The organism is Pseudomonas sp. NFACC45, from assembly GCF_900113505.1.
GTDB lineage: Bacteria > Pseudomonadota > Gammaproteobacteria > Pseudomonadales > Pseudomonadaceae > Aquipseudomonas > Aquipseudomonas tehranensis.
In genome coordinates this window covers 285,141-304,234 of record NZ_FOPO01000010.1, presented here as the reverse complement: position 1 = coordinate 304,234, position 19,094 = coordinate 285,141, and the positions used below count along the sequence as shown (strand labels likewise).

Annotated in this window: 22 protein-coding genes; 12 read left to right on the top strand and 10 right to left on the bottom strand. The window is 60.2% G+C overall.

The window, feature by feature from the left end; all coding sequences use genetic code 11:
• Window positions 1-19: 19 nt before the first annotated feature.
• Together trpA and trpB are read right to left on the bottom strand one after the other, a co-directional pair.
• Window positions 20-832: a tryptophan synthase subunit alpha gene (trpA, locus tag BM132_RS19940; RefSeq protein ID WP_092458117.1), complete on the bottom strand. Its 813-nt coding sequence runs from the start codon at window positions 830-832 to the stop codon at window positions 20-22.
• Window positions 832-2,064, bottom strand: a complete 1,233-nt coding sequence (gene trpB, locus BM132_RS19935; protein WP_092458114.1) for a tryptophan synthase subunit beta — start codon at window positions 2,062-2,064, stop codon at window positions 832-834. Before trpB ends, trpA begins: the two co-directional genes overlap by 1 nt.
• A 112-nt stretch (window positions 2,065-2,176) precedes the next feature.
• Here trpB and BM132_RS19930 point away from each other — a divergent pair, with 112 nt between their 5' ends.
• On the top strand, window positions 2,177-3,094 hold the full coding sequence (locus tag BM132_RS19930) for a LysR family transcriptional regulator (RefSeq protein ID WP_092458111.1): 918 nt from the start codon (window positions 2,177-2,179) through the stop codon (window positions 3,092-3,094).
• On the opposite strand, the gene BM132_RS19925 is transcribed toward BM132_RS19930, so the two are convergent.
• Entirely contained in the window at window positions 3,067-3,393 is a 327-nt protein-coding gene (locus BM132_RS19925) for an ElaB/YgaM/YqjD family protein (protein ID WP_003196426.1), read from the bottom strand. The two genes, BM132_RS19930 and BM132_RS19925, sit on opposite strands and share 28 nt — an antisense overlap.
• A 156-nt stretch (window positions 3,394-3,549) precedes the next feature.
• Between BM132_RS19925 and BM132_RS19920 the strand changes: the two genes are divergently transcribed.
• Window positions 3,550-3,765 carry a dodecin gene (locus tag BM132_RS19920; protein ID WP_003177209.1) on the top strand — a complete coding sequence of 72 codons (216 nt, stop codon included), beginning with the start codon at window positions 3,550-3,552 and terminating at the stop codon, window positions 3,763-3,765.
• Between the two features lie 116 nt (window positions 3,766-3,881).
• Window positions 3,882-4,106 carry a DUF1161 domain-containing protein gene (locus BM132_RS19915; RefSeq protein ID WP_092458108.1) on the top strand — a complete coding sequence of 75 codons (225 nt, stop codon included), beginning with the start codon at window positions 3,882-3,884 and terminating at the stop codon, window positions 4,104-4,106.
• Window positions 4,107-4,158: 52 nt separating this feature from the next.
• On the opposite strand, the gene BM132_RS19910 is transcribed toward BM132_RS19915, so the two are convergent.
• Window positions 4,159-5,160 carry an LLM class flavin-dependent oxidoreductase gene (locus tag BM132_RS19910; RefSeq protein WP_092458105.1) on the bottom strand — a complete coding sequence of 334 codons (1,002 nt, stop codon included), beginning with the start codon at window positions 5,158-5,160 and terminating at the stop codon, window positions 4,159-4,161.
• A 238-nt stretch (window positions 5,161-5,398) separates the two neighbouring features.
• On the opposite strand from BM132_RS19910, the gene BM132_RS19905 reads away from it, so the two are divergent.
• On the top strand, window positions 5,399-5,830 hold the full coding sequence (locus BM132_RS19905) for an OsmC family protein (RefSeq protein ID WP_092399799.1): 432 nt from the start codon (window positions 5,399-5,401) through the stop codon (window positions 5,828-5,830).
• A 129-nt stretch (window positions 5,831-5,959) separates the two neighbouring features.
• Entirely contained in the window at window positions 5,960-6,193 is a 234-nt protein-coding gene (locus tag BM132_RS19900; protein WP_092399797.1) for a DUF1161 domain-containing protein, read from the top strand.
• Window positions 6,194-6,199: 6 nt separating this feature from the next.
• On the opposite strand, the gene BM132_RS19895 is transcribed toward BM132_RS19900, so the two are convergent.
• Together BM132_RS19895 and BM132_RS19890 are read right to left on the bottom strand one after the other, a co-directional pair.
• A complete protein-coding gene (locus BM132_RS19895) occupies window positions 6,200-6,625 on the bottom strand; it encodes a PA0061/PA0062 family lipoprotein (RefSeq protein WP_092399795.1) in 426 nt (141 codons plus the stop codon).
• Between the two features lie 38 nt (window positions 6,626-6,663).
• Window positions 6,664-7,077 (bottom strand): PA0061/PA0062 family lipoprotein, encoded by a 414-nt coding sequence (locus BM132_RS19890; protein ID WP_092399793.1) that lies wholly within the window; start codon window positions 7,075-7,077, stop codon window positions 6,664-6,666.
• A gap of 59 nt (window positions 7,078-7,136) precedes the next feature.
• Between BM132_RS19890 and BM132_RS19885 the strand changes: the two genes are divergently transcribed.
• Window positions 7,137-8,228, top strand: a complete 1,092-nt coding sequence (locus tag BM132_RS19885; RefSeq protein WP_092458102.1) for an aminopeptidase — start codon at window positions 7,137-7,139, stop codon at window positions 8,226-8,228.
• Window positions 8,229-8,317: 89 nt separating this feature from the next.
• On the opposite strand, the gene BM132_RS19880 is transcribed toward BM132_RS19885, so the two are convergent.
• The 3 genes from BM132_RS19880 to BM132_RS19870 form a co-directional block, all read right to left on the bottom strand.
• Window positions 8,318-8,644, bottom strand: a complete 327-nt coding sequence (locus BM132_RS19880; protein WP_092458099.1) for a hypothetical protein — start codon at window positions 8,642-8,644, stop codon at window positions 8,318-8,320.
• Window positions 8,645-8,798: 154 nt separating this feature from the next.
• On the bottom strand, window positions 8,799-9,449 hold the full coding sequence (locus tag BM132_RS19875; RefSeq protein WP_092458096.1) for an HAD family hydrolase: 651 nt from the start codon (window positions 9,447-9,449) through the stop codon (window positions 8,799-8,801).
• Between the two features lie 28 nt (window positions 9,450-9,477).
• Window positions 9,478-10,023, bottom strand: coding sequence for a gamma carbonic anhydrase family protein (locus tag BM132_RS19870; protein WP_092399785.1), 546 nt, complete (start codon window positions 10,021-10,023; stop codon window positions 9,478-9,480).
• 72 nt (window positions 10,024-10,095) lie between these two features.
• On the opposite strand from BM132_RS19870, the gene prlC reads away from it, so the two are divergent.
• The 3 genes from prlC (at window position 10,096) to BM132_RS19855 (ending at window position 14,575) form a co-directional block, all read left to right on the top strand.
• On the top strand, window positions 10,096-12,174 hold the full coding sequence (gene prlC, locus BM132_RS19865) for an oligopeptidase A (RefSeq protein ID WP_177193362.1): 2,079 nt from the start codon (window positions 10,096-10,098) through the stop codon (window positions 12,172-12,174).
• On the top strand, window positions 12,171-12,449 hold the full coding sequence (locus BM132_RS19860; protein ID WP_047230061.1) for a YheV family putative zinc ribbon protein: 279 nt from the start codon (window positions 12,171-12,173) through the stop codon (window positions 12,447-12,449). The genes prlC and BM132_RS19860 overlap by 4 nt, the downstream gene beginning before the upstream one ends.
• A 113-nt stretch (window positions 12,450-12,562) precedes the next feature.
• Window positions 12,563-14,575, top strand: coding sequence for a M3 family metallopeptidase (locus tag BM132_RS19855; RefSeq protein ID WP_092458093.1), 2,013 nt, complete (start codon window positions 12,563-12,565; stop codon window positions 14,573-14,575).
• On the opposite strand, the gene BM132_RS19850 is transcribed toward BM132_RS19855, so the two are convergent.
• Window positions 14,562-15,236, bottom strand: a complete 675-nt coding sequence (locus BM132_RS19850; RefSeq protein WP_092458091.1) for a phosphatase domain-containing protein — start codon at window positions 15,234-15,236, stop codon at window positions 14,562-14,564. The genes BM132_RS19855 and BM132_RS19850 overlap by 14 nt on opposite strands.
• A 180-nt stretch (window positions 15,237-15,416) precedes the next feature.
• Between BM132_RS19850 and BM132_RS19845 the strand changes: the two genes are divergently transcribed.
• The 3 genes from BM132_RS19845 to BM132_RS19835 all read left to right on the top strand — a co-directional run bounded on the left by BM132_RS19845 (window position 15,417) and on the right by BM132_RS19835 (window position 19,024).
• The gene (locus BM132_RS19845; RefSeq protein WP_092458088.1) at window positions 15,417-16,475 is read left to right on the top strand and encodes a PA0069 family radical SAM protein; all 1,059 of its coding nucleotides are present in this window, start codon (window positions 15,417-15,419) and stop codon (window positions 16,473-16,475) included.
• A gap of 195 nt (window positions 16,476-16,670) precedes the next feature.
• Window positions 16,671-17,402, top strand: coding sequence for a carbonic anhydrase (locus BM132_RS19840; protein WP_092458085.1), 732 nt, complete (start codon window positions 16,671-16,673; stop codon window positions 17,400-17,402).
• Window positions 17,403-17,494: 92 nt separating this feature from the next.
• Window positions 17,495-19,024 (top strand): SulP family inorganic anion transporter, encoded by a 1,530-nt coding sequence (locus tag BM132_RS19835; protein ID WP_092458083.1) that lies wholly within the window; start codon window positions 17,495-17,497, stop codon window positions 19,022-19,024.
• Window positions 19,025-19,094 lie beyond the last annotated feature (70 nt).

Genomic DNA, 19,094 nt, shown 5'->3' with positions numbered 1-19,094 from the left:
GATAGGCTCAATCAGGCAATCAGCTAATCCGCGCCTTACGCACCCCATCAGCCAATGCAGCACAAAGGCTCAACACCCCATCGATCGCCTGCTCCGGCGTCTGCGCGCTGGCGATATGGTCGATGAGGGCCGAGCCGACCACCACCCCGTCGGCTAACCGTGCGATGGCCGCGGCTTGCTCCGGCGTGCGAATGCCAAAGCCAATGCTGATCGGCAAATCGGTGTGACGACGCAGGCGCGTCACAGCTTCTTCCACATGTTCCAGCGTCGCGGCGCCGGCACCGGTCACGCCGGCCACCGAGACGTAATACACAAAGCCAGAACTGCCGTTGAGCACGGTCGGCAAACGCACGTCATCGGTGGTCGGCGTGGTCAGGCGAATAAAGTCCAGACCGGCGGCCTGGGCCGGCTCGCACAGCTCACTGTTGTGCTCGGGCGGCATGTCCACCACAATCAGGCCATCCACGCCAGAGTCCAGCGCTTCGCCAATGAAACGCTGCACGCCGTAGCGATGGATCGGATTGAAGTAGCCCATCAGCACCAGCGGCGTATCGCTATTGGCTTCACGAAACTCGCGAACCATCTGCAGGGTTTTCGCCAGATTCTGCTGTGCGCCCAAGGCGCGGATGTTCGCCAACTGGATCGCCGGGCCGTCGGCCATCGGGTCGGTGAACGGCATGCCCAGCTCAATCACGTCAGCACCAGCCGCCGGCAGGCCCTTGAGGATCGCCAGCGAAGTGTCGTAGTCCGGGTCGCCAGCGGTCACGAAAGTCACCAGGGCGGCGCGGTTCTGTTCCTTGAGTTCGGCAAAACGGGTTTGCAGGCGGCTCATCAGTGTTTCTCCTGCTGGGACTGTTCCATGTGGTGCATGACGGTTTGCATGTCTTTGTCGCCACGGCCGGACAGGTTGACCACCATCAGGTGATCCTTGGGCAGGTTCGGGGCACGCTTGAACACTTCAGCCAGGGCGTGGGCGCTTTCCAGGGCAGGAATGATTCCCTCCAGGCGACAGCACTTGTGAAAGGCTTCCAGGGCTTCGGCGTCAGTGACCGAGGTGTACTGGACACGGCCAATGTCATGCAACCAGGCGTGTTCCGGGCCAATCCCCGGGTAGTCGAGGCCGGCGGAAATCGAATGGGCATCGATGATCTGGCCGTCGTCGTCCTGCAACAGGAAAGTGCGGTTGCCGTGCAGTACACCCGGGACGCCGCCGTTCAGGCTGGCAGCATGCTTGCCGGTCTCGATACCGTAACCGGCGGCTTCGACGCCGATGATGTCCACGCTCTTGTCGTCCAGGAATGGGTGGAACAGCCCCATGGCATTGGAACCCCCGCCGATACAAGCGACCAGGCTGTCGGGCAAACGACCTTCCTGGGCTTGCAACTGATCGCGGGTTTCCTTGCCAATCACTGCCTGGAAGTCGCGGACCATGGCCGGGTACGGGTGCGGGCCGGCCACGGTGCCGATCAGGTAGAAGGTGCTGTCAACGTTGGTCACCCAGTCGCGCAGCGCCTCGTTCATCGCATCCTTGAGGGTACCGGTGCCGGCGACCACCGGGATGACTTGGGCACCGAGCAGCTTCATGCGGAACACGTTGGCCTGCTGGCGCTCGATGTCGGTGGTACCCATGTAGATCACGCAATCCAGACCGAAACGTGCGGCCACGGTGGCCGTGGCTACGCCGTGCATGCCGGCGCCGGTCTCGGCAATGATGCGTTTTTTGCCCATGCGCCGTGCCAGCAGGATCTGGCCGATGCAATTGTTGATCTTGTGCGCGCCAGTGTGGTTCAGCTCTTCGCGCTTGAGGTAGATCTTGGCGCCGCCGCAGTATTCGGTCAGGCGCTCAGCGAAATACAGCGGACTTGGACGTCCGACGTAGTCACGCTGGAAGTAGGCCAGTTCCTCAATGAACGAAGGATCTTCCTTCGCCGCTTCGTATTCGCGGGCCAGATCAAGGATCAGCGGCATGAGGGTTTCGGCCACATAACGACCGCCGAATGCACCGAACAGGCCGTTGGCGTCCGGGCCACTGCGCAGGTTGAAAGGGGTTGTAGGCTGGGTCATCGGGCGCTCCAGGCGAATGCGTAGAAAGACAATGAGGTCCACTCTACCCCTGACATCCCGCGCTGAAAACCGATAAGATCGCCACAACCTGTCAGGAAAACTCACAGATAAAATGAGCCATGATCTTCCTCCACTGAACGCCTTGCGCGCCTTCGAAGCCACTGCCCGCCTGAATAGCGTCAGCCAGGCGGCCGAACAGCTACACGTCACCCATGGTGCCGTTAGCCGACAGTTGAAGGTGCTGGAGGAACACCTGGGCGTCAGCCTGTTCAGCAAGGACGGCCGCGGCCTGAAACTCACAGATGCGGGCATGCGCCTGCGCGATGTCAGTGCGGATGCTTTCGAACGGCTCCGCAGCGTTTGCGCAGAGCTGACCCAAAGCACGGCGGATGCTCCGTTCGTCTTGGGCTGCTCGGGAAGTCTGCTGGCGCGGTGGTTTATTCCCCGCTTGGGGCGGCTCAATGCCGACCTGCCGGATCTACGCCTGCACCTGTCCGCCGGTGAAGGCGACCTGGACCCCAGGCGACCGGGGCTTGACGCGTTGCTGGTGTTCGCAGAACCGCCGTGGCCGGTAGACATGCAGGTCTATGAACTGGCCAGCGAGCGGATCGGCCCGGTCATGAGCCCTCATTACGCCGGTTTCGCCCGCCTGCAAAACGCCCCGCCGAGCGCAATTCTCGACGAGGCGCTGCTGCATACCACCTCTCGTCCCCAGGCGTGGCCCACTTGGGCACGGCAAAACGCCCTTGAACCCAATAAGCTGAAATTCGGGCAGGGTTTCGAGCATTTGTATTACTTGCTGGAGGCCGCTGTTGCGGGGCTAGGCGTGGCCATCGCCCCCCAACCGCTGGTCGCCGAGGATGTGCGCGCCGGTCGCCTGGTCGCGCCGTGGGGCTTCGACGAAACCCCGGCGCGACTGGCGTTGTGGCTACCCAAGCGGGCCGCGGACGGGCGCGCTCGGCAATTGGCGCAATGGCTCAGGCATGAGCTGAACCCGGCGACTCAGTCGCCGCGCTTGCACAGCAAATAAGCCGCCAACAAACCCAGCGCCCCGACCGCAACGCCAGCGGTGGTCCAGGGATGCTCCTGAGCGTAATCACGGGTGGCGATTCCGGTTTCACGGGTTTTCACCTTGACCTCTTCATACGCATCGCTCAGCAGATGCCGGGAATGCTTCAGCGCGTTTTCGGCGTTTGCCTTCAGCGACTTGAGGGTCTTACGCGACTCGTCCGAAGCGTCGTCCTTCAGGCTTTCCAACGACTTGAGCAGACTCTCGATCTCCGCTTCCATGCTTTGCAACGAGGCTTTACGTAACGAATTGCTGGCCATGGTGGCTCTCTCCTGCAGTGGTTGAGTGGCGTGTGTGAATTGGGACTCCAGCCGTTTCTGAAAGTGCAGTAAATCTGAACTTTCACCCGGTAAAAGGCGACACACGTAAGGCGAAAATTCGCTGCTAGGCTGTTAAAGACAACCAAGGAGAACGTCATGAGTGATCATCACACGTATAAAAAGGTCGAGCTGGTCGGCTCCTCCCCTACCAGCATCGAAGACGCCATCAACAATGCTCTGGCCGAAGCCAGCAAAAGCCTCAAGCACTTGGAGTGGTTCGAAGTCACGGAAACCCGTGGACACATCGAAAATGGCCGGGCCGCGCACTTTCAGGTGACCATTAAAGTCGGCTTCCGCATTGCCAATAGCTGAGGGGCTGTGAACTTGCACGCTGGCGGAGTGCCATAGGGAATGGCGATGCGCTATCTGGCAAGCGCGTCATGTCTGTTCGATCCCTGCCCTATTGATCCGACCAAGGAGTGCGAGCGATGAAAAATTTGATGTTGGCCCTGGGTTTGCTGAGCCTTGCGGGTACTGCGTTTGCCGACGGCAAGCCATGCGAGGAGCTGAAAAGCGAGATCGCAGCGAAAATCGATGCCAACGGCGCATCGGGTTACACGCTGGAAATTGTCGACAAAGGTACGGCTACTGACGCAGACGTTGTCGGCTCCTGCGAAGGTGGCACGAAGGAAATCGTCTACAAGAAGGGCTGATACTTCAGGAACGTCAAAGCCGACGCATGCGTCGGCTTTTTTATGCGCATGATCAGCCTTTCATGACCTGCGCCAGCAACTCATACGAGTGCAGGCGATCAGCATGCTCATACAGGTCGCTGGTGAAGATCAGCTCATCGGCCTGGGTTTGCTCGATCAGCACTTCAAGCTTGGCCCTGATTTTCTGCGGACCGCCGACCATGGCCAAGCCCAGGAAATCGCCGACCGCCTCTTTCTCATGGGGCAACCAGAGACCGTTCATGGTTTCCACCGGCGGACGCTGGACCAGGCTCTGGCCACGCATCAGCGCCAGGATTCGCTGATACACCGAGGTCGCCAGGTAATCGGCCTGCTCATCCGTGTCGGCTGCTACCAAGGGCACGCCGAGCATCACGTAAGGCTTGTCGAGTACCGCCGACGGCTTGAAGTGATTGCGATAAATACGGATTGCCTCGTGCATGTAGCGCGGTGCGAAATGGGAAGCGAAGGCGTAGGGCAAACCGCGCTCGCCGGCCAGTTGCGCACTGAACAGGCTCGAGCCCAGCAGCCAGACCGGCACATTGGTCCCAGTGCCGGGCATGGCGATGATGCGTTGATCCGGGGTACGTGGACCGAGGTAGCGCATCAGTTCGGCCACGTCTTCAGGGAAATCGTCCGCACTGCCGGAACGTTCACGACGCAGCGCCCGGGCGGTCATCTGATCGGAACCGGGTGCGCGCCCGAGGCCTAGATCGATTCGACCGGGGTAAAGACTTTCCAAGGTGCCGAACTGTTCGGCGATGATCAACGGCGCATGGTTGGGCAGCATCACCCCGCCGGAGCCGACCCGAATGGTCGAAGTGCCCCCCGCCAGATAGCCCAGCAGTACCGCGGTCGCGGAGCTGGCGATGCCATCCATGTTGTGGTGCTCGGCTACCCAGAAGCGGGTGTAGCCGTATTGTTCCACGTGTTGCGCCAGGTTCAGCGAGTTGCGCAAAGACTGGGCAGCGTTGCCATCAGCGCGCACAGGCACGAGGTCGAGGGTTGAGAACTTCACTTCGGACAGCTGTTTCATGGGCCGGCATCTCCAACGGCATGAGAGGCTTTTCCTACGGGCAAAAGCCTGCCGTTTCTATAGGTGTGTTCCATGCAATGTGGGCATATACCCGAGTTTCAATAGCTACCACGAAATTTCCTACTAAATCGGTCGGCTAATCGACAGGATGAACTTTATCGGACGGTCTATCCTCACAACCCTGACAACGAAAAACACCCAGGCGCGAACCCTCGCGCCGGATATTGAGGAGGCAGACATGGCTATCATCAAGAAAGCATCGGCTCATTGGGAAGGTGACCTGAAAACCGGCATCGGCTCGATCTCCACGGAAACCGGCGTGCTGCGCGAAGCCCCCTATGGTTTCAAGGCACGTTTTGAAGGCGGCAAAGGCACCAACCCGGAAGAATTGATCGGCGCGGCCCATGCGGGCTGCTTCTCCATGGCGTTTTCGATGATCCTTGGCGATGCGGGGCTCAAGGCTGACAGTATCGATACCAACGCCGATGTGACCCTGGACCAGGTCGAGGGCGGTTTTGCGATTACGGCAGTGAAGCTGACGCTTAAAGCGAAGATCCCTGGCGCCAGCCAGGAGCAATTCGAAGAGCTGAGCAACAAGGCCAAGGAAGGTTGCCCGGTTTCCAAAGTGCTGAACGCCAAGATTACCCTGGACGCCACGCTGGTGAGCTGATGCGATACCCATCACAGCCTTCAACTGCGGCTGAAGGCTGTGATCTGTTTACCCTGCAGCAATTGTGGTCGAATGCACATCTGCAGTTTCAGCGCACAGGCAGTGCGCGCTGTCATGAGGAATTCGAGCATGAAACGATTCGCCCTGGCGGTCATCAGTTGCGCATTGGCCACGTCGGCCCTCGCGGCCCCCAAATCCTGTGAAGAACTGAAAGCGGAAATCGAAGCGAAGATCCAGGCGAACAACGTGCCTTCCTACACCTTGGAAATCGTGACCAATGACGAAGTGCATGATGAAAATATGGTCGTGGGCAGTTGCGAAAACGGCACCAAAAAGATCATCTACCAGAAGAACGACAGCTAAGCAGTCCTACGGAACGCAATTGACCTGCCGTTCTTCGGCCACGATTTCGCGCTTGGCGTTATAGAGTCGGGCGCTGGGAGTAAACGCCAGATTGCGAGCTTCCAGGCGGTAACGCTGGCCCGCCTCGAAATGGTCGTAACGCACGAGCATGTAGCACAGCCGCTCCTGCGGCTCGGCCTGCATAGACAGCCCACCACCGCCAGGCACCTCGAAGTCGAAACGCACTTTCAGTTCATGGCTGCCCGGAGAAACCTGGAAGAAACGTCCGTCCTGCAGTCGTTGGCCATCCAGGCTTTCCGCCATCAGCATCTTGCCGCCCGGCATGGGCGTGGCGAAGTCGATCCAGGCCATGTTCGGATCAACCTTGGGCGGTGGGCTGGTTGCACATCCGCTCATGGAGACAAAGGCCAATAGCAGCATAGGTAGGCGCATGATGATTTCCTGAAGTCAGATAATGAGCATAGCGCCGATCAGCTTTGCTGACAGCCTGCTGGCGTGCCTTGGCCCACGACTTTTCGCTGCTGGTCGTAGAGCTTGGCCCATGGCCGGAAACCGATGTTGCCAGCCTGCAACTGGTAACGCTGGCCTGCGTTGAAATCCTTGAACTTCACATTCAACCGGCAATCGCGCCACAGTGGCTCGGCATTCGGGCCGATGTTGCCGGGCTCGACGGCAAATTGATAACGCACCGTCAACTCATGGCTGCCGGGCTGCACTTCGAAATAGCGTCGGTCGACGGAGGTCTTGTCATCAACTTCCAGCGCTTGCAGCGCCGTGTCCTGATGGCTTCCCAGGTCGATCCATGCCTGCGACGGATCGGGATCAGGCAAACCGGCGCAACCGGTCAGCAGCAACAAGCCACTCGTCAGCATCAACACGCGCATAGCGAAGCTCCAGGCAGGCGAGATAGTCTTGTGGGCAGACTTTCCCAAGGTGATACCAATTGATCAGGCCGCATCCAAGCCATCGGTTACTCGACCGTGTTTTCCGGATTTTGTTTCCAAGCCTCCTGCTTTTGTTGCTCAACGGTTGTGCAAACGTCGGTTACTACAGCCAGCTCGTCGGCGGACAGCTGCGGCTATTGCAGGCTCGCGAGCCTATCGACCAGGTCATTGCCGACCCGGCGCGCGATCCGCAACTGCGGGCGCATCTGGCCCAGGCACGGCAAGCACGAACGTTCGCCAGCTCCCACTTGCACCTGCCAGATAACAACAGCTATCGCCTGTACGCGGACATTGGCCGGTCGTTCGTGGTCTGGAATGTCTTCGCCACGCCGGAGTTTTCCCTGGCACCGCAAAACCACTGCTTCCCGATTGCCGGTTGCGTGGCGTATCGCGGCTACTACACCCAGGGCGCTGCCCGTGGCGAAGCCGCGCTACAGCGCTTGAAGGGTATGGACGTGGCGATTGGCGGCGTAGAGGCCTATTCGACACTGGGCTGGTTCAACGACCCGATCCTGAGTTCGATGATGCATTGGGGCGACGAACGTCTGGCGACGCTGATCTTTCATGAACTGGCGCACCAGCGCTTCTACGTAAAGGACGACACGGAATTCAACGAGTCCTTTGCCACCTTTGTTGAACAGGAAGGCACCCGCCAATGGCGCGCCAGCCGCGGGCTGGCGCCGGATACCGGCAAACGGATGCGCCAGCGCGAGCAATTCATCCAGTTGATCCTGGACACGCGTCAGCGGCTGGAACAGCTCTACACCCAACCCTTTTCGGCCGAACAGATGCGCCAGCGCAAGGCCCAGGAGTTCGAGCAATTGCGCGCTGATTATCAGCGACTACGCGACACCCAGTGGGCAGGCGACAAACGCTACGACGCGTGGATCTACGCGCCGCTGAACAATGCACGACTGTTGCCGTTCGGGCTGTATAGCCAGTGGGTGCCGGCGTTTGCGGCGTTGTTCCAGCAGGTGAATGGGGATTGGGTGGCGTTTTATGCGGCGGTGGAAAAGCTCGGCAAGCTGCCGACCGATGAGCGCAAAGCAGCCTTGAAGGCCCTGGCAGAGTCGAAGACTTCCGGTGCTTGAACAGGCCTTCGCGAGTAAGCCGCTCCAGTACACCGCAGCCGTGATTCAGGACCGCGCCGCCTCGCGTAGACACCTGTCACTTTCCTGGGTCAATGAACCATCACGCAAACGGGGTAATTGCATTCATTGCCCTGCCCATTGATCCTTATATATTTGATGCGGCTGTTTTCCGGAATCTCGACCACTATTGTGTTTTGGGGAAAGTGCTTACTTATAAAGCTTTCTTTTGGCGCGATCGTTGCTGGTGCACCGCCCTCTCCGATAACAATGGGAAGCGTAATGTTATTCTGGACCTCTGCCGTGGAACCCGACGGTGTCGTGTCTGCGGCAGGGGCTGTCGTCATGTCGGCAGTAGCCAGCTGCAGATTGAATGCAAAAAGCGAGACTACGAGGCAGAACAATCTTTTGATGTTCATTTCCAACGTCCTCTTGATAGCGCGCACAGTAGCGCCCTTCCAGACACTGATTGAACAATCTAAATGGCAGGGCGTCACCTGTAAGAACTAACAGGGCGGGCTTAGGACCGACGATGGAAGCGCTCTCGACATGCTGGAACGAAGCTACAACCTGTCACCCGCGCATGAATGCCTGGTGCAACGCCTCCAGGGTCTGGAAGTGGAACTTCGGCTTTTCCGCACTCAACTCTTCAAAACTGCCAAACCCATACCCCACCGCGGCCGCATCCAGGCCATTGCTGCGGGCACCAATCAAATCGTGCTTCCGATCCCCAATCATCAAGGTATTGGCCGGGTCTAGCCCCTCTTCTGCCATCAAGTGAGCAATCAACTCGACCTTGTTGGTGCGCGTGCCGTCCAGCTCACTCCCATAGATCACCTTGAAATGCCGGGCAAAGTCGAAGTGGCGGGCGATTTCCCGGGCGAAGACCCAGGGTTTGGAGGTGGCGATGTACAGCTGCCGGCCTTGAACGCCCAAGGTTTCCAGCATCGGCATCACGCCATCGAATACCCGGTTTTCGTACAAGCCGGTGACTTTGAAGCGTTCGCGATAGAAGTTCACCGCTTCCCAGGCCTTGGCTTCGTCGAAGGCGTAGAACTGCATGAAGGCCTGCAACAGCGGTGGGCCGATGAAGTGTTCGAGGCGGGTGAGGTCGGGTTCGTCGATGCCCAGTTGGCTCAGGGCGAACTGGATCGAACGGGTAATGCCCTCGCGGGGGTCGGTGAGGGTGCCGTCGAGGTCGAAGAGTACGGTCTGGTAATGCATGCAAATTCCTGGGTAAGGGCGGTACGGTTCAGAGCAGGTCGTAGCCTTCGGCCAGATGCAGGTCCTTGAGCTTCACGTAGTTCGCCGCGCTGTAGGTGAAAAAGGCGCGTTCCTTGTCGGTCAGAGGCCGGGCCTGTTTTACCGGGCTGCCTACATACAGGAAGCCGCTCTCCAGGCGTTTGCCCGGTGGTACGAGGCTGCCGGCGCCGATGATCACCTCGTCTTCAACTATCGCACCGTCCATGACGATGCTACCCATGCCGATCAGGATCCGACTGCCTACGGTGCAGCCATGGAGCATGACCTTGTGGGCGATGGTCACGTCATCGCCGATCAGCAGCGGGAAACCATCGGGATTGAAGGGGCCGGCGTGGGTAATGTGCAGCACGCAGCCATCCTGGACGCTGGTACGGGCGCCAATGCGGATGCGGTGCATGTCGCCGCGAATGACTGTCAACGGCCAGACGGAGCTGTCTTCGCCGATTTCTACGTCGCCGATCACCACCGCGGTGCTGTCGACAAAAGCGCCGCGGGCAAGCCGTGGGCGGTGATTCTGGTACGTGCGAAGGGTCACGATAGGCTCTCTCTTATCCGGTGATAGGCGCTGCTAGCTGCGGTGAACGTCGATTGTAATTAAGATGGGTCCATGTTTCTTCCAGCCAAGGTGTCAACCGTGAGCGTGAACAACCCTCTTTTGCAACCCTACGACCTGCCGCCGTTCTCGGCGATCCGTGCCGAGCACGTGCAACCGGCCATCGAGCAGATCCTGGCTGACAACCGTGCCGCCATTGCCGAGATCCTCAAGACCCAGGGCACGCAACCTACCTGGGCCGGCCTGGTGCTGGCGATGGATGAGCTCAATGATCGCCTGGGCGCTGCCTGGAGCCCAGTGAGCCACCTGAACGCCGTGCGTAACAGCCCCGAACTGCGCGAAGCCTACGAGGCCTGCCTGCCGGCGCTGAGTGCTTACTCCACCGAGCTGGGCCAGAACCGCGAGCTGTTCCAGGCGTTCGAAGCCCTGGCGAGCAGCCCCGAAGCCGCCGGTTTCGATGTGGCGCAAAAAACCATCCTCGAACATTCCTTGCGTGATTTCCGCCTGTCGGGTATCGACCTGCCGCCCGAGCAGCAGCAGCGCTACGCCGAAGTGCAGAGCAAACTGTCCGAGCTGGGCAGCCGCTTCTCCAATCAATTGCTCGACGCGACCCAGGCCTGGACCAAGCACGTTACCGACGAGGCCACCCTCGCCGGCCTGACCGACTCGGCCAAGGCGCAAATGGCCGCAGCCGCCCAAGCCAAGGAACTGGACGGCTGGCTGATCAACCTGGAATTCCCCAGCTACTTCGCAGTGATGACCTACGCCGAAGACCGCGCCCTGCGTGAAGAAGTCTACGCCGCGTACTGCACCCGCGCGTCGGACCAAGGCCCAAATGCCGGCCAGAACGATAACACCCCGGTGATGGAGCAGATCCTCGACCTACGTCAGGAACTGGCTCAATTGCTGGGTTTCGCCAACTTCGCCGAGTTGAGCCTGGCGACCAAGATGGCCGAGTCCAGCGATCAGGTCCTCAGTTTCCTGCGAGACCTGGCCAAGCGCAGCAAGCCGTTCGCGGCCCTGGACCTGGAACAGCTCAAGGCGTTCGCCGCCGAACAGGGCTGCCCCGACCTGCAAAGCTGGGACAGCGGTTTCTACGGTGAGAAGCTGCGCCAGCAGCGATACAGCGTGGCCCAGGAAGCCTTGCGCGCGTATTTCCCAATCGACAAAGTGCTGAGCGGCCTGTTCGCCATCGTGCAACGCCTCTACGGCATCGAGATTGCCGAACTGAAAGGCTTCGACACCTGGCATCCGGACGTGCGCCTGTTCGAAATCAAGGAGAACGGTCAGCACGTCGGCCGTTTCTTCTTCGACCTCTATGCCCGCGCCAACAAGCGCGGCGGCGCCTGGATGGACGGCGCCCGCGACCGTCGGCGCACCTTCGATGGCGTGCTGCAAAGCCCTGTCGCCAACCTGGTGTGCAACTTCACCCCGGCCGACAGCGGCAAACCCGCGCTGCTGACCCACGACGAAGTCACCACCCTGTTCCACGAGTTCGGCCATGGCCTGCACCACCTGCTGACCCGCGTCGAACATGCCGGCGTGTCCGGCATCAACGGCGTGGCCTGGGATGCCGTGGAACTGCCGAGCCAGTTCATGGAAAACTGGTGCTGGGAGCCCGAAGGCCTGGCACTGATTTCCGGTCACTATGAAACCGGCGAACCGCTGCCCCAGGACCTGCTGGAAAAAATGCTCGCGGCGAAAAACTTCCAGTCCGGCCTGATGATGGTGCGCCAGTTGGAGTTCTCGCTGTTCGACTTCGAGCTGCACGCCACCCATGGCGATGGCCGTAGCGTGCTGCAAGTGCTCGAAGGCGTGCGTGACGAGGTCTCGGTGATGCGCCCACCGGCCTACAACCGCTTCCCCAACAGCTTTGCCCACATCTTCGCCGGCGGTTATGCGGCGGGCTACTACAGCTATAAGTGGGCGGAAGTGTTGTCGGCCGATGCGTTCTCCAAGTTTGAAGAGGACGGCGTGCTCAACGCCGACACCGGTCGCGCTTTCCGTGAAGCGATCCTGGCCCGTGGCGGCTCCCAGGAGCCGATGGTGCTGTTCGTCGACTTCCGTGGCCGTGAGCCATCGATTGACGCACTCTTGCGCCACAGCGGCCTGACCGAGGACGCAGCAGCATGAGCGAGGGGCCTGTGATTACCAAAAGGCGCTTTATCGCCGGGGCGGTCTGCCCGGCGTGCAGCGAACCGGACAAGTTGATGATGTGGAACGAAGACGGTGTGCCGCACCGTGAGTGTGTGGCCTGCGGTTATTCCGACACGCTCAACGAACAAGGCCTGTCGGTGCCCAAGGAGTTGGGCACCCGGGTCAACACATCGGCACTCAAAGTCCCGGACGCCAAGGTCCAGGCGGTGCAGTTTTTCCCCAATCCCAAGCTGAAGAAAAAAACCGACTGAAATCTTCGGCATCACCTTCCGGGCCGCCGGGCCCGGAGGCGATACATATATACCGCAACGCGTCACGCCTTCCTCTCCAGACTTGTTCACCCAGTCCAGACAGGAAGGCTGCCATGCCCGACGATGACAATCCGCTGTTGCAGGCCTATGACCTGCCCCCCTTTGCGCAGATCCAAGCCACACATTTTTCACCGGCCCTCGACCGGATCCTTGCCGAGAGCCGTGCTCAAGTGGCCGACATCATCAAGACTCAGACACCCTTCCCAACCTGGGACGATCTGGTGTTGGCCATGGACGAGATTCACGCCCGCTTGAAGGGTTTCGATGACCTGCTGGATCTGCTGGCGTCCACCAGGCCAGGAGACGACTGGGCGCAGGCTTCGCTCGACTGCAGCGAACGGGTGCGCGATTTCCAGAGCGCGCTGAGACACAATCGCCCATTGTTTCAACTCTATCAGCGCTTGGCCAACAGCGAGATTGCCAGGCACTTCGAGCCGCCTCGTAAAAGAGTTCTGGAGAAGGCCCTGCGCCAGTTTCGCCAGCACGGGTTGGCCCATACCGCACCGTCAGATTTGAAAGTCCTGCAGCTACGCATTCAACAGGGCCGGGAATTGTTCCTCGATCACTTGCACAAGGCCAACAAGGCCTGGAGCAAAGCGTTCGACGATGAAGCTCAATTGAGCGGCCTGGCGCCGCAATTCAAACAACAGCTGGCCAAACAGGCCCGTGAGGCCGGGCGCACGGGATGGCTGCTGACCCTCAGTGATGCATCGTTTGGCATCGTCACGAGCTACGCGGACAATCGTCTTTTGCGCAAAGAGGTGTACCTGGCCTACAGCACACGCGCCTCGGATCAGGGCCCCGACGCTGGCCGGTTTGATAACAGCGAGGTGCTCAGACGGTTGCTGGGGGATCGTCGTCGGTATGCGGCGTTACTGGGTTATTCGAATTTCGCTCAAATGGTGATCGAGCCTGAGCAAGCCGAGTCTCCCGAACAGGTGATGACGTTCTTGCGCGATCAGCTTGAACAGCAACAAGACCTCTTTGCCCGCGACGCCGAACAGCTCAAGGCATTTGCCCGAAGGCAAGGTTTCACCGAGCTTCAACCTTGGGATTACCCGTATCTGGTAGAAAAACTTCGTCAGCACACGGCCGGCATCTCGAAGCTGACCCTCAGCGCCTGGTTCGAACTGGAGTCCACCTTTTCACAGCTATTGCTGATCGCCAAGGATCTGTTTGGGGTGGACATTCTCGAACGCGCTGACGCGGCCACATGGCATCCGGACGTGCGTCTTTTCGAAGTCCGCGAGTGGGACCAGACCATCGGACACATCTATTTCGATCCGTTCGAGGATGCGAACAGAGACGGTTACCCGAACACCACCACCCTGCGAAACCGTCGCATCACGGCCGAGGGCCGGCCTCGACATCCCATCGCCGTGTTGCATGGCTGGCTGGCGCGCAGCTCAGATGCATCGCCGGTCTTGCTCGACCATCTGCAATTGCGAATTCTCTTTCATGAGTTCGGCCATTGCTTGCACCATGTGTTGACCCGTGCCGAGTATCGCGACGTGTCGGGCATCACCGAGCTCTCCCGGGACACCTCGGAGTTTGCTGGGATGCTATTGGAACAATGGTGCTTTACCCGGCAATGCCTGGTCCGTTTGTCAAAGCACCACCAGACCGGCGCAGCCATGCCCGATGACATCGCCGATCAGTTGCTGACCTTCGCCAACACCCAGGCCAGCTGGGAAACCGCCGCGCTGCTGCGCAACGCGCTGTTTGACATGGAACTGCACCTGACCCACGGCGATGGGCGCACGGCTCAGCAGGTATTCGATCAAGTCAGCGCCCAAGTCGGGCATCTGCCCGTATGGGGGAGCGACCGCTGGCCCAATGGCCTGGATTACATGGTGACCGGCTATGCGGCCCGGATTTACGCCTATGCCTGGTCGAAAGCGTTGGCAATCACCGTATTCCAAAGGTTTGAGCAGGAGGGGTTGTTCAACGGGGCAACAGGCCGGGCACTGCGTGAAACAATATTCGGCCCCGGCGATTCACGGCCTCTGGCCGAGTCCGTGGCAGCCTTTACAGGGAGGCCACCCGTCAGGGTCAAGGGCGAATGACCTGTGGGTCGGGCTGACGATTCGTGATGGCTGAACCGACCCAGCTTTTCAGCGAGCAAAGAGCAAAAACGCTGGTACTGCAGTCTCCGTTGACCAGTGCCACCCGGAGCTTCTCAACATCGGCCCGCATCATGTAACGAACCCCGTCCTTGAAGTGCGGGTTGTTGCCGAAGCCGCCTTCAGTCATTTCGCTCAACGCCTCCTCTTTGCTCCAGCCCTGTACGACCACCCTGTACATGGCCGCCACCAACCCGGTGCGATCCGAACCATGCTTGCAGTGCATCAGCACCCCGCCGTCGGCTTCGGCAACCTGAATGGCGCGCAAGGCAGCGAGGATGTCGCTGTCGTCCACATGATTGGTGCGATAAGGCAACTGCACTTGCTTGACGCCGGGGGTGGATAACCAACTCGCGTCCGAATCCGGCAGAAATGTGATGACCGTGCCGATGTCGAGTCGCCTCAGCAGAGGCAAGGCATCAGCGTCCGGCAAGGCGCTGCGGTAAAGCGCCGGCGACAGTTGATAAAGGTTGTAGCGCTTTTCCACCGGCCGGGCCCATTCGGAAGACCTCGCCTCGCCCAAATCGGCCGCTACGGCTTGGGACTCGGCAAAGATCAGGAACAAGGACAGAAAGAGCAGCGAGCGGGAATAGAGTTTGAACATGCGTGGACGACCGAAACGAAGAAAAACGAGACCGTCAGTTTCGCCACGAGCCGGTTAAAGGCCTGTGAGCAAGACGTCAACACAACGTGAACACGATCCATCGCGGTGGGCTGCTGAACGGCGCTGGCCTAATTGAACGCCAGCGAATACTGTATGCACATACAGCAACGGAGCCTTCCAATGTCCATCTCTCTTCCGCCCCGTGGCCGTGGCACCGCCACCAACCCGCACAACCGCTTCGCCCCGAGTCGCTCGGTAGTCGAGGATGATGGCTGGTATCAGGAAGTACCGCCGACCCAAGGCACCGAAGTGCGGATCGAAACGGCCAAGACCATCATCACCCGCAACACCTCGCCGGATCTGCCTTTCGACCGCTCCATCAATCCCTACCGGGGTTGTGAACATGGCTGTATCTATTGCTATGCGCGGCCCAGCCACGCGTATTGGGACATGTCGCCCGGGCTGGATTTCGAAACCAAGCTGATCGCCAAGACCAACGCCGCCGACGTGCTGGAGGAACAGTTGTCCAGGCGCGGCTATCAGTGTGCGCCGATCAACCTGGGTTCCAATACTGACCCTTATCAGCCGATCGAACGGGAACATCGCATTACTCGCCGGATTCTCGAAGTGCTGCTGCGCTACCGTCATCCGGTGACCATCGTCACCAAAGGCTCGCTGATTCTGCGCGACCTGGACCTGCTGACCGAGCTGGCGCAACAACGCCTGGTCAAGGTCATGATCAGCCTCACCACCCTGGACGATGAACTCAAGCGGATCCTCGAGCCGCGCGCGGCTGCGCCCAAGGCGCGATTACGGGCGATCAAGGTCATGCGCGAGGCGGGCATTCCCGTGGGGGTGCTGTGTTCGCCGATGATCCCGATGATCAACGACAGCGAGATCGAAAGCCTGCTGACCGAAGCCCACGCCGCCGGCGCGCAGAGTGCCGCCTACATGATGCTGCGCTTGCCGTTGGAAGTGGCACCGCTATTCGAAGAGTGGTTGCAGGCGCACTACCCGCAACGCGCGGCTCATGTGCTGAGCCTGGTTCGCCAGAGCCGTGGCGGCGAACTGTATGACAGCCGCTTCGGTTCTCGGATGCGTGGTGAAGGCCCCTTCGCCGACCTGCTGGCCCAGCGTTTCGCCAAGGCGCTCAAGCGTCTGGGGCTGGAGCGCCGGGAAGGTTACAATCTCGATTGCGACGCCTTTTGTCCGCCGGGCCGACAGATGTCCTTGATTTGATTAAAGTTGAACGTGGGGCATGGGCATGCATGAGCGGCGCTTGCGTCCCGGCCACACCTGTAATCGTTGTTCTAGAGCCTTTGATTCAGTTTGAGTTAAGTTTCGGTCGCTACCTTGTTCATCGAGTGACTGACAGGTCGAACACCTCGACCTGGATGTTTTTTAACCAGCCACTGGCGCTATAGAGGATGAATCATGAGTGACAAGGATAAACAGCCGTTGGCTGCGTCGGCTTCAGCCCAACCCCAGGCGGAAACCGCCGATGCAGCGCTGCAGCATATTGTTGACGGCTTTTTGCATTTCCATCACGAAATCTTTCCCCAGCAGGAAGAGCTCTTCAAGAAACTCGCCACGGCGCAAGCGCCCAGGGCGATGTTCATCACCTGCGCCGATTCGCGCATCGTGCCCGAGCTGATTACCCATAGCTCCCCCGGCGACCTGTTCGTGACCCGCAACGTCGGCAACGTCGTTCCGCCGTACGGGCAGATGAACGGCGGCGTCTCCACCGCCATCGAATACGCCGTGCTGGCCCTCGGTGTGCAGCACATCATCGTCTGCGGTCACTCCGACTGCGGCGCCATGCGTGCCGTGTTGAATCCCGACACCCTGGAAAAAATGCCCACGGTCAAAGCCTGGTTGCGCCACGCCGAAGTGGCCAAGACCATGGTCCATGACAACTGCCCGTGCGGCGACGAAAAACAGATCATGCCCATCCTCACCGAAGAGAACGTGATCGCGCAGCTGCAACATTTGCGAACGCATCCCTCGGTCGCCTCTCGCATGGCCAACGGCCAATTGTTCATCCATGGCTGGGTGTACAACATCGAGACCAGCGAGATCAAAGCCTACGACGCGGACCAGGGTTGTTTCCTGCCACTCGATGGCAGCCATCCGATACCGGTGGCGACGCCTAAAGCGCGCTTCTAACCACTCCTAATCATCCTTGCATGGTTCAAGCCTTACCGCTGTTTACGCGGTAGGGCCTCGCCATGCCTGAAGAAAACTTCGGGAGAGTCGCCATGCGTGCTGCTCAATTAAAAGCTGTTCTGCCACGGGAGCTGTTGGCTTCCGTGGTGGTGTTTCTGGTGGCGCTGCCCTTGTGCATGGGCATTGCCATCGCCTCGGGCCTGCCACCAGCCAAAGGGTTGATCACCGGCATCATCGGTGGTCTGGTCGTGGGTTTTCTGGCCGGCTCCAAGTTGCAAGTCAGCGGCCCGGCCGCCGGGTTGGCGGTATTGGTCTTCGAACTGGTGCGCCAGCACGGCGTCGCGATGCTCGGGCCGATCCTGCTGCTGGCCGGTCTACTGCAGTTGCTGGCCGGGCGCTTTCGCCTGGGCTGCTGGTTCCGGGTAACCGCTCCCGCGGTGGTCTACGGCATGCTGGCGGGCATCGGTGTGCTGATCGTGTTGTCCCAGGTCCATGTGATGCTCGACGCAGTGCCTAAGCCATCGGGGCTGGATAATCTGGCGGCGTTCCCTGCGGCAGTGGCTCAGGCGTTGCCGTCGTTCGGCTGGCAGGCGGGGCTGCTCGGTTTGTCGACGATTGCGGTGATGTGGCTGTGGGAAAAGTTTCGCCCTCACAGGTTGCGCTTTGTTCCCGGTGCCCTGCTCGGCGTGGGCCTGGCGACCATTGCCAGCCTGCTGTTGGCCTTGCAGGTCAAGCGCGTGGAAGTCCCGGAGAACCTCGCCGAAGCCATTGATTGGCTGCGCCCGGCGGACCTGCTGAACCTGGCCGACCCCACCTTGCTGATCGCCGCGTTCGCGGTCGCTTTCATCGCCAGTGCCGAAACGCTGCTCTCGGCCGCCGCCGTGGACCGCATGCACAGCGGCGAACGCGCGGATTTCGACCGGGAACTGTCCGCCCAGGGCATCGGTAATATGCTCTGCGGTCTGCTCGGCGCCCTGCCGATGACCGGTGTGATCGTGCGCAGTTCGGCCAACGTCCAGGCCGGGGCGACCACGCGGATGTCGACGATTTTCCATGGCCTGTGGCTGTTGCTCTTCGTGCTTCTGCTGTCCAGCGTGCTACAGAGCATTCCGGTGGCGAGCCTGGCGGGTGTGTTGGTGTACACCGGCTTCAAACTGGTGGATCTCAAGGCGTTTCGCGGGCTGGGACGTTATGGCCGGATGCCGATGTTCACCTATGCCGCGACGGCGCTGGCGATCATCTTCACCGACCTGCTGACCGGCGTATTGATCGGTTTCGGCCTGACCCTGGCGAAACTGGCCTGGAAAGCCTCCCGACTGAAAATCAGCCTGATCGATCTGCCCCAGGAGGGTGAGATGGAATTGCGCCTGGTGGGGGCGGCAACCTTCCTGAAGGTTCCGGCGCTGACCCAGGTGCTGGGCACCATTCCCACAGGCGCGACGGTGCATGTGCCGCTCAATAACCTGAGCTACATCGACCATTCGTGCCTGGAGCTTTTGGAAGAATGGGGCCGGGCGAATGCCAGCAAGGGCTCGAAGCTGTTGATCGAATCCCGCGGGCTCAAGCGCAGGTTGGAAGGGCGCTTGCGCACCACGGTGGGGGTTGGTGCGGCGGCGGGATAGCCTCTCCCTCTGTGGAACCCATTATTCACGAACAACACAGATCCAATGTGGGAGCGGGCTTGCTCGCGAA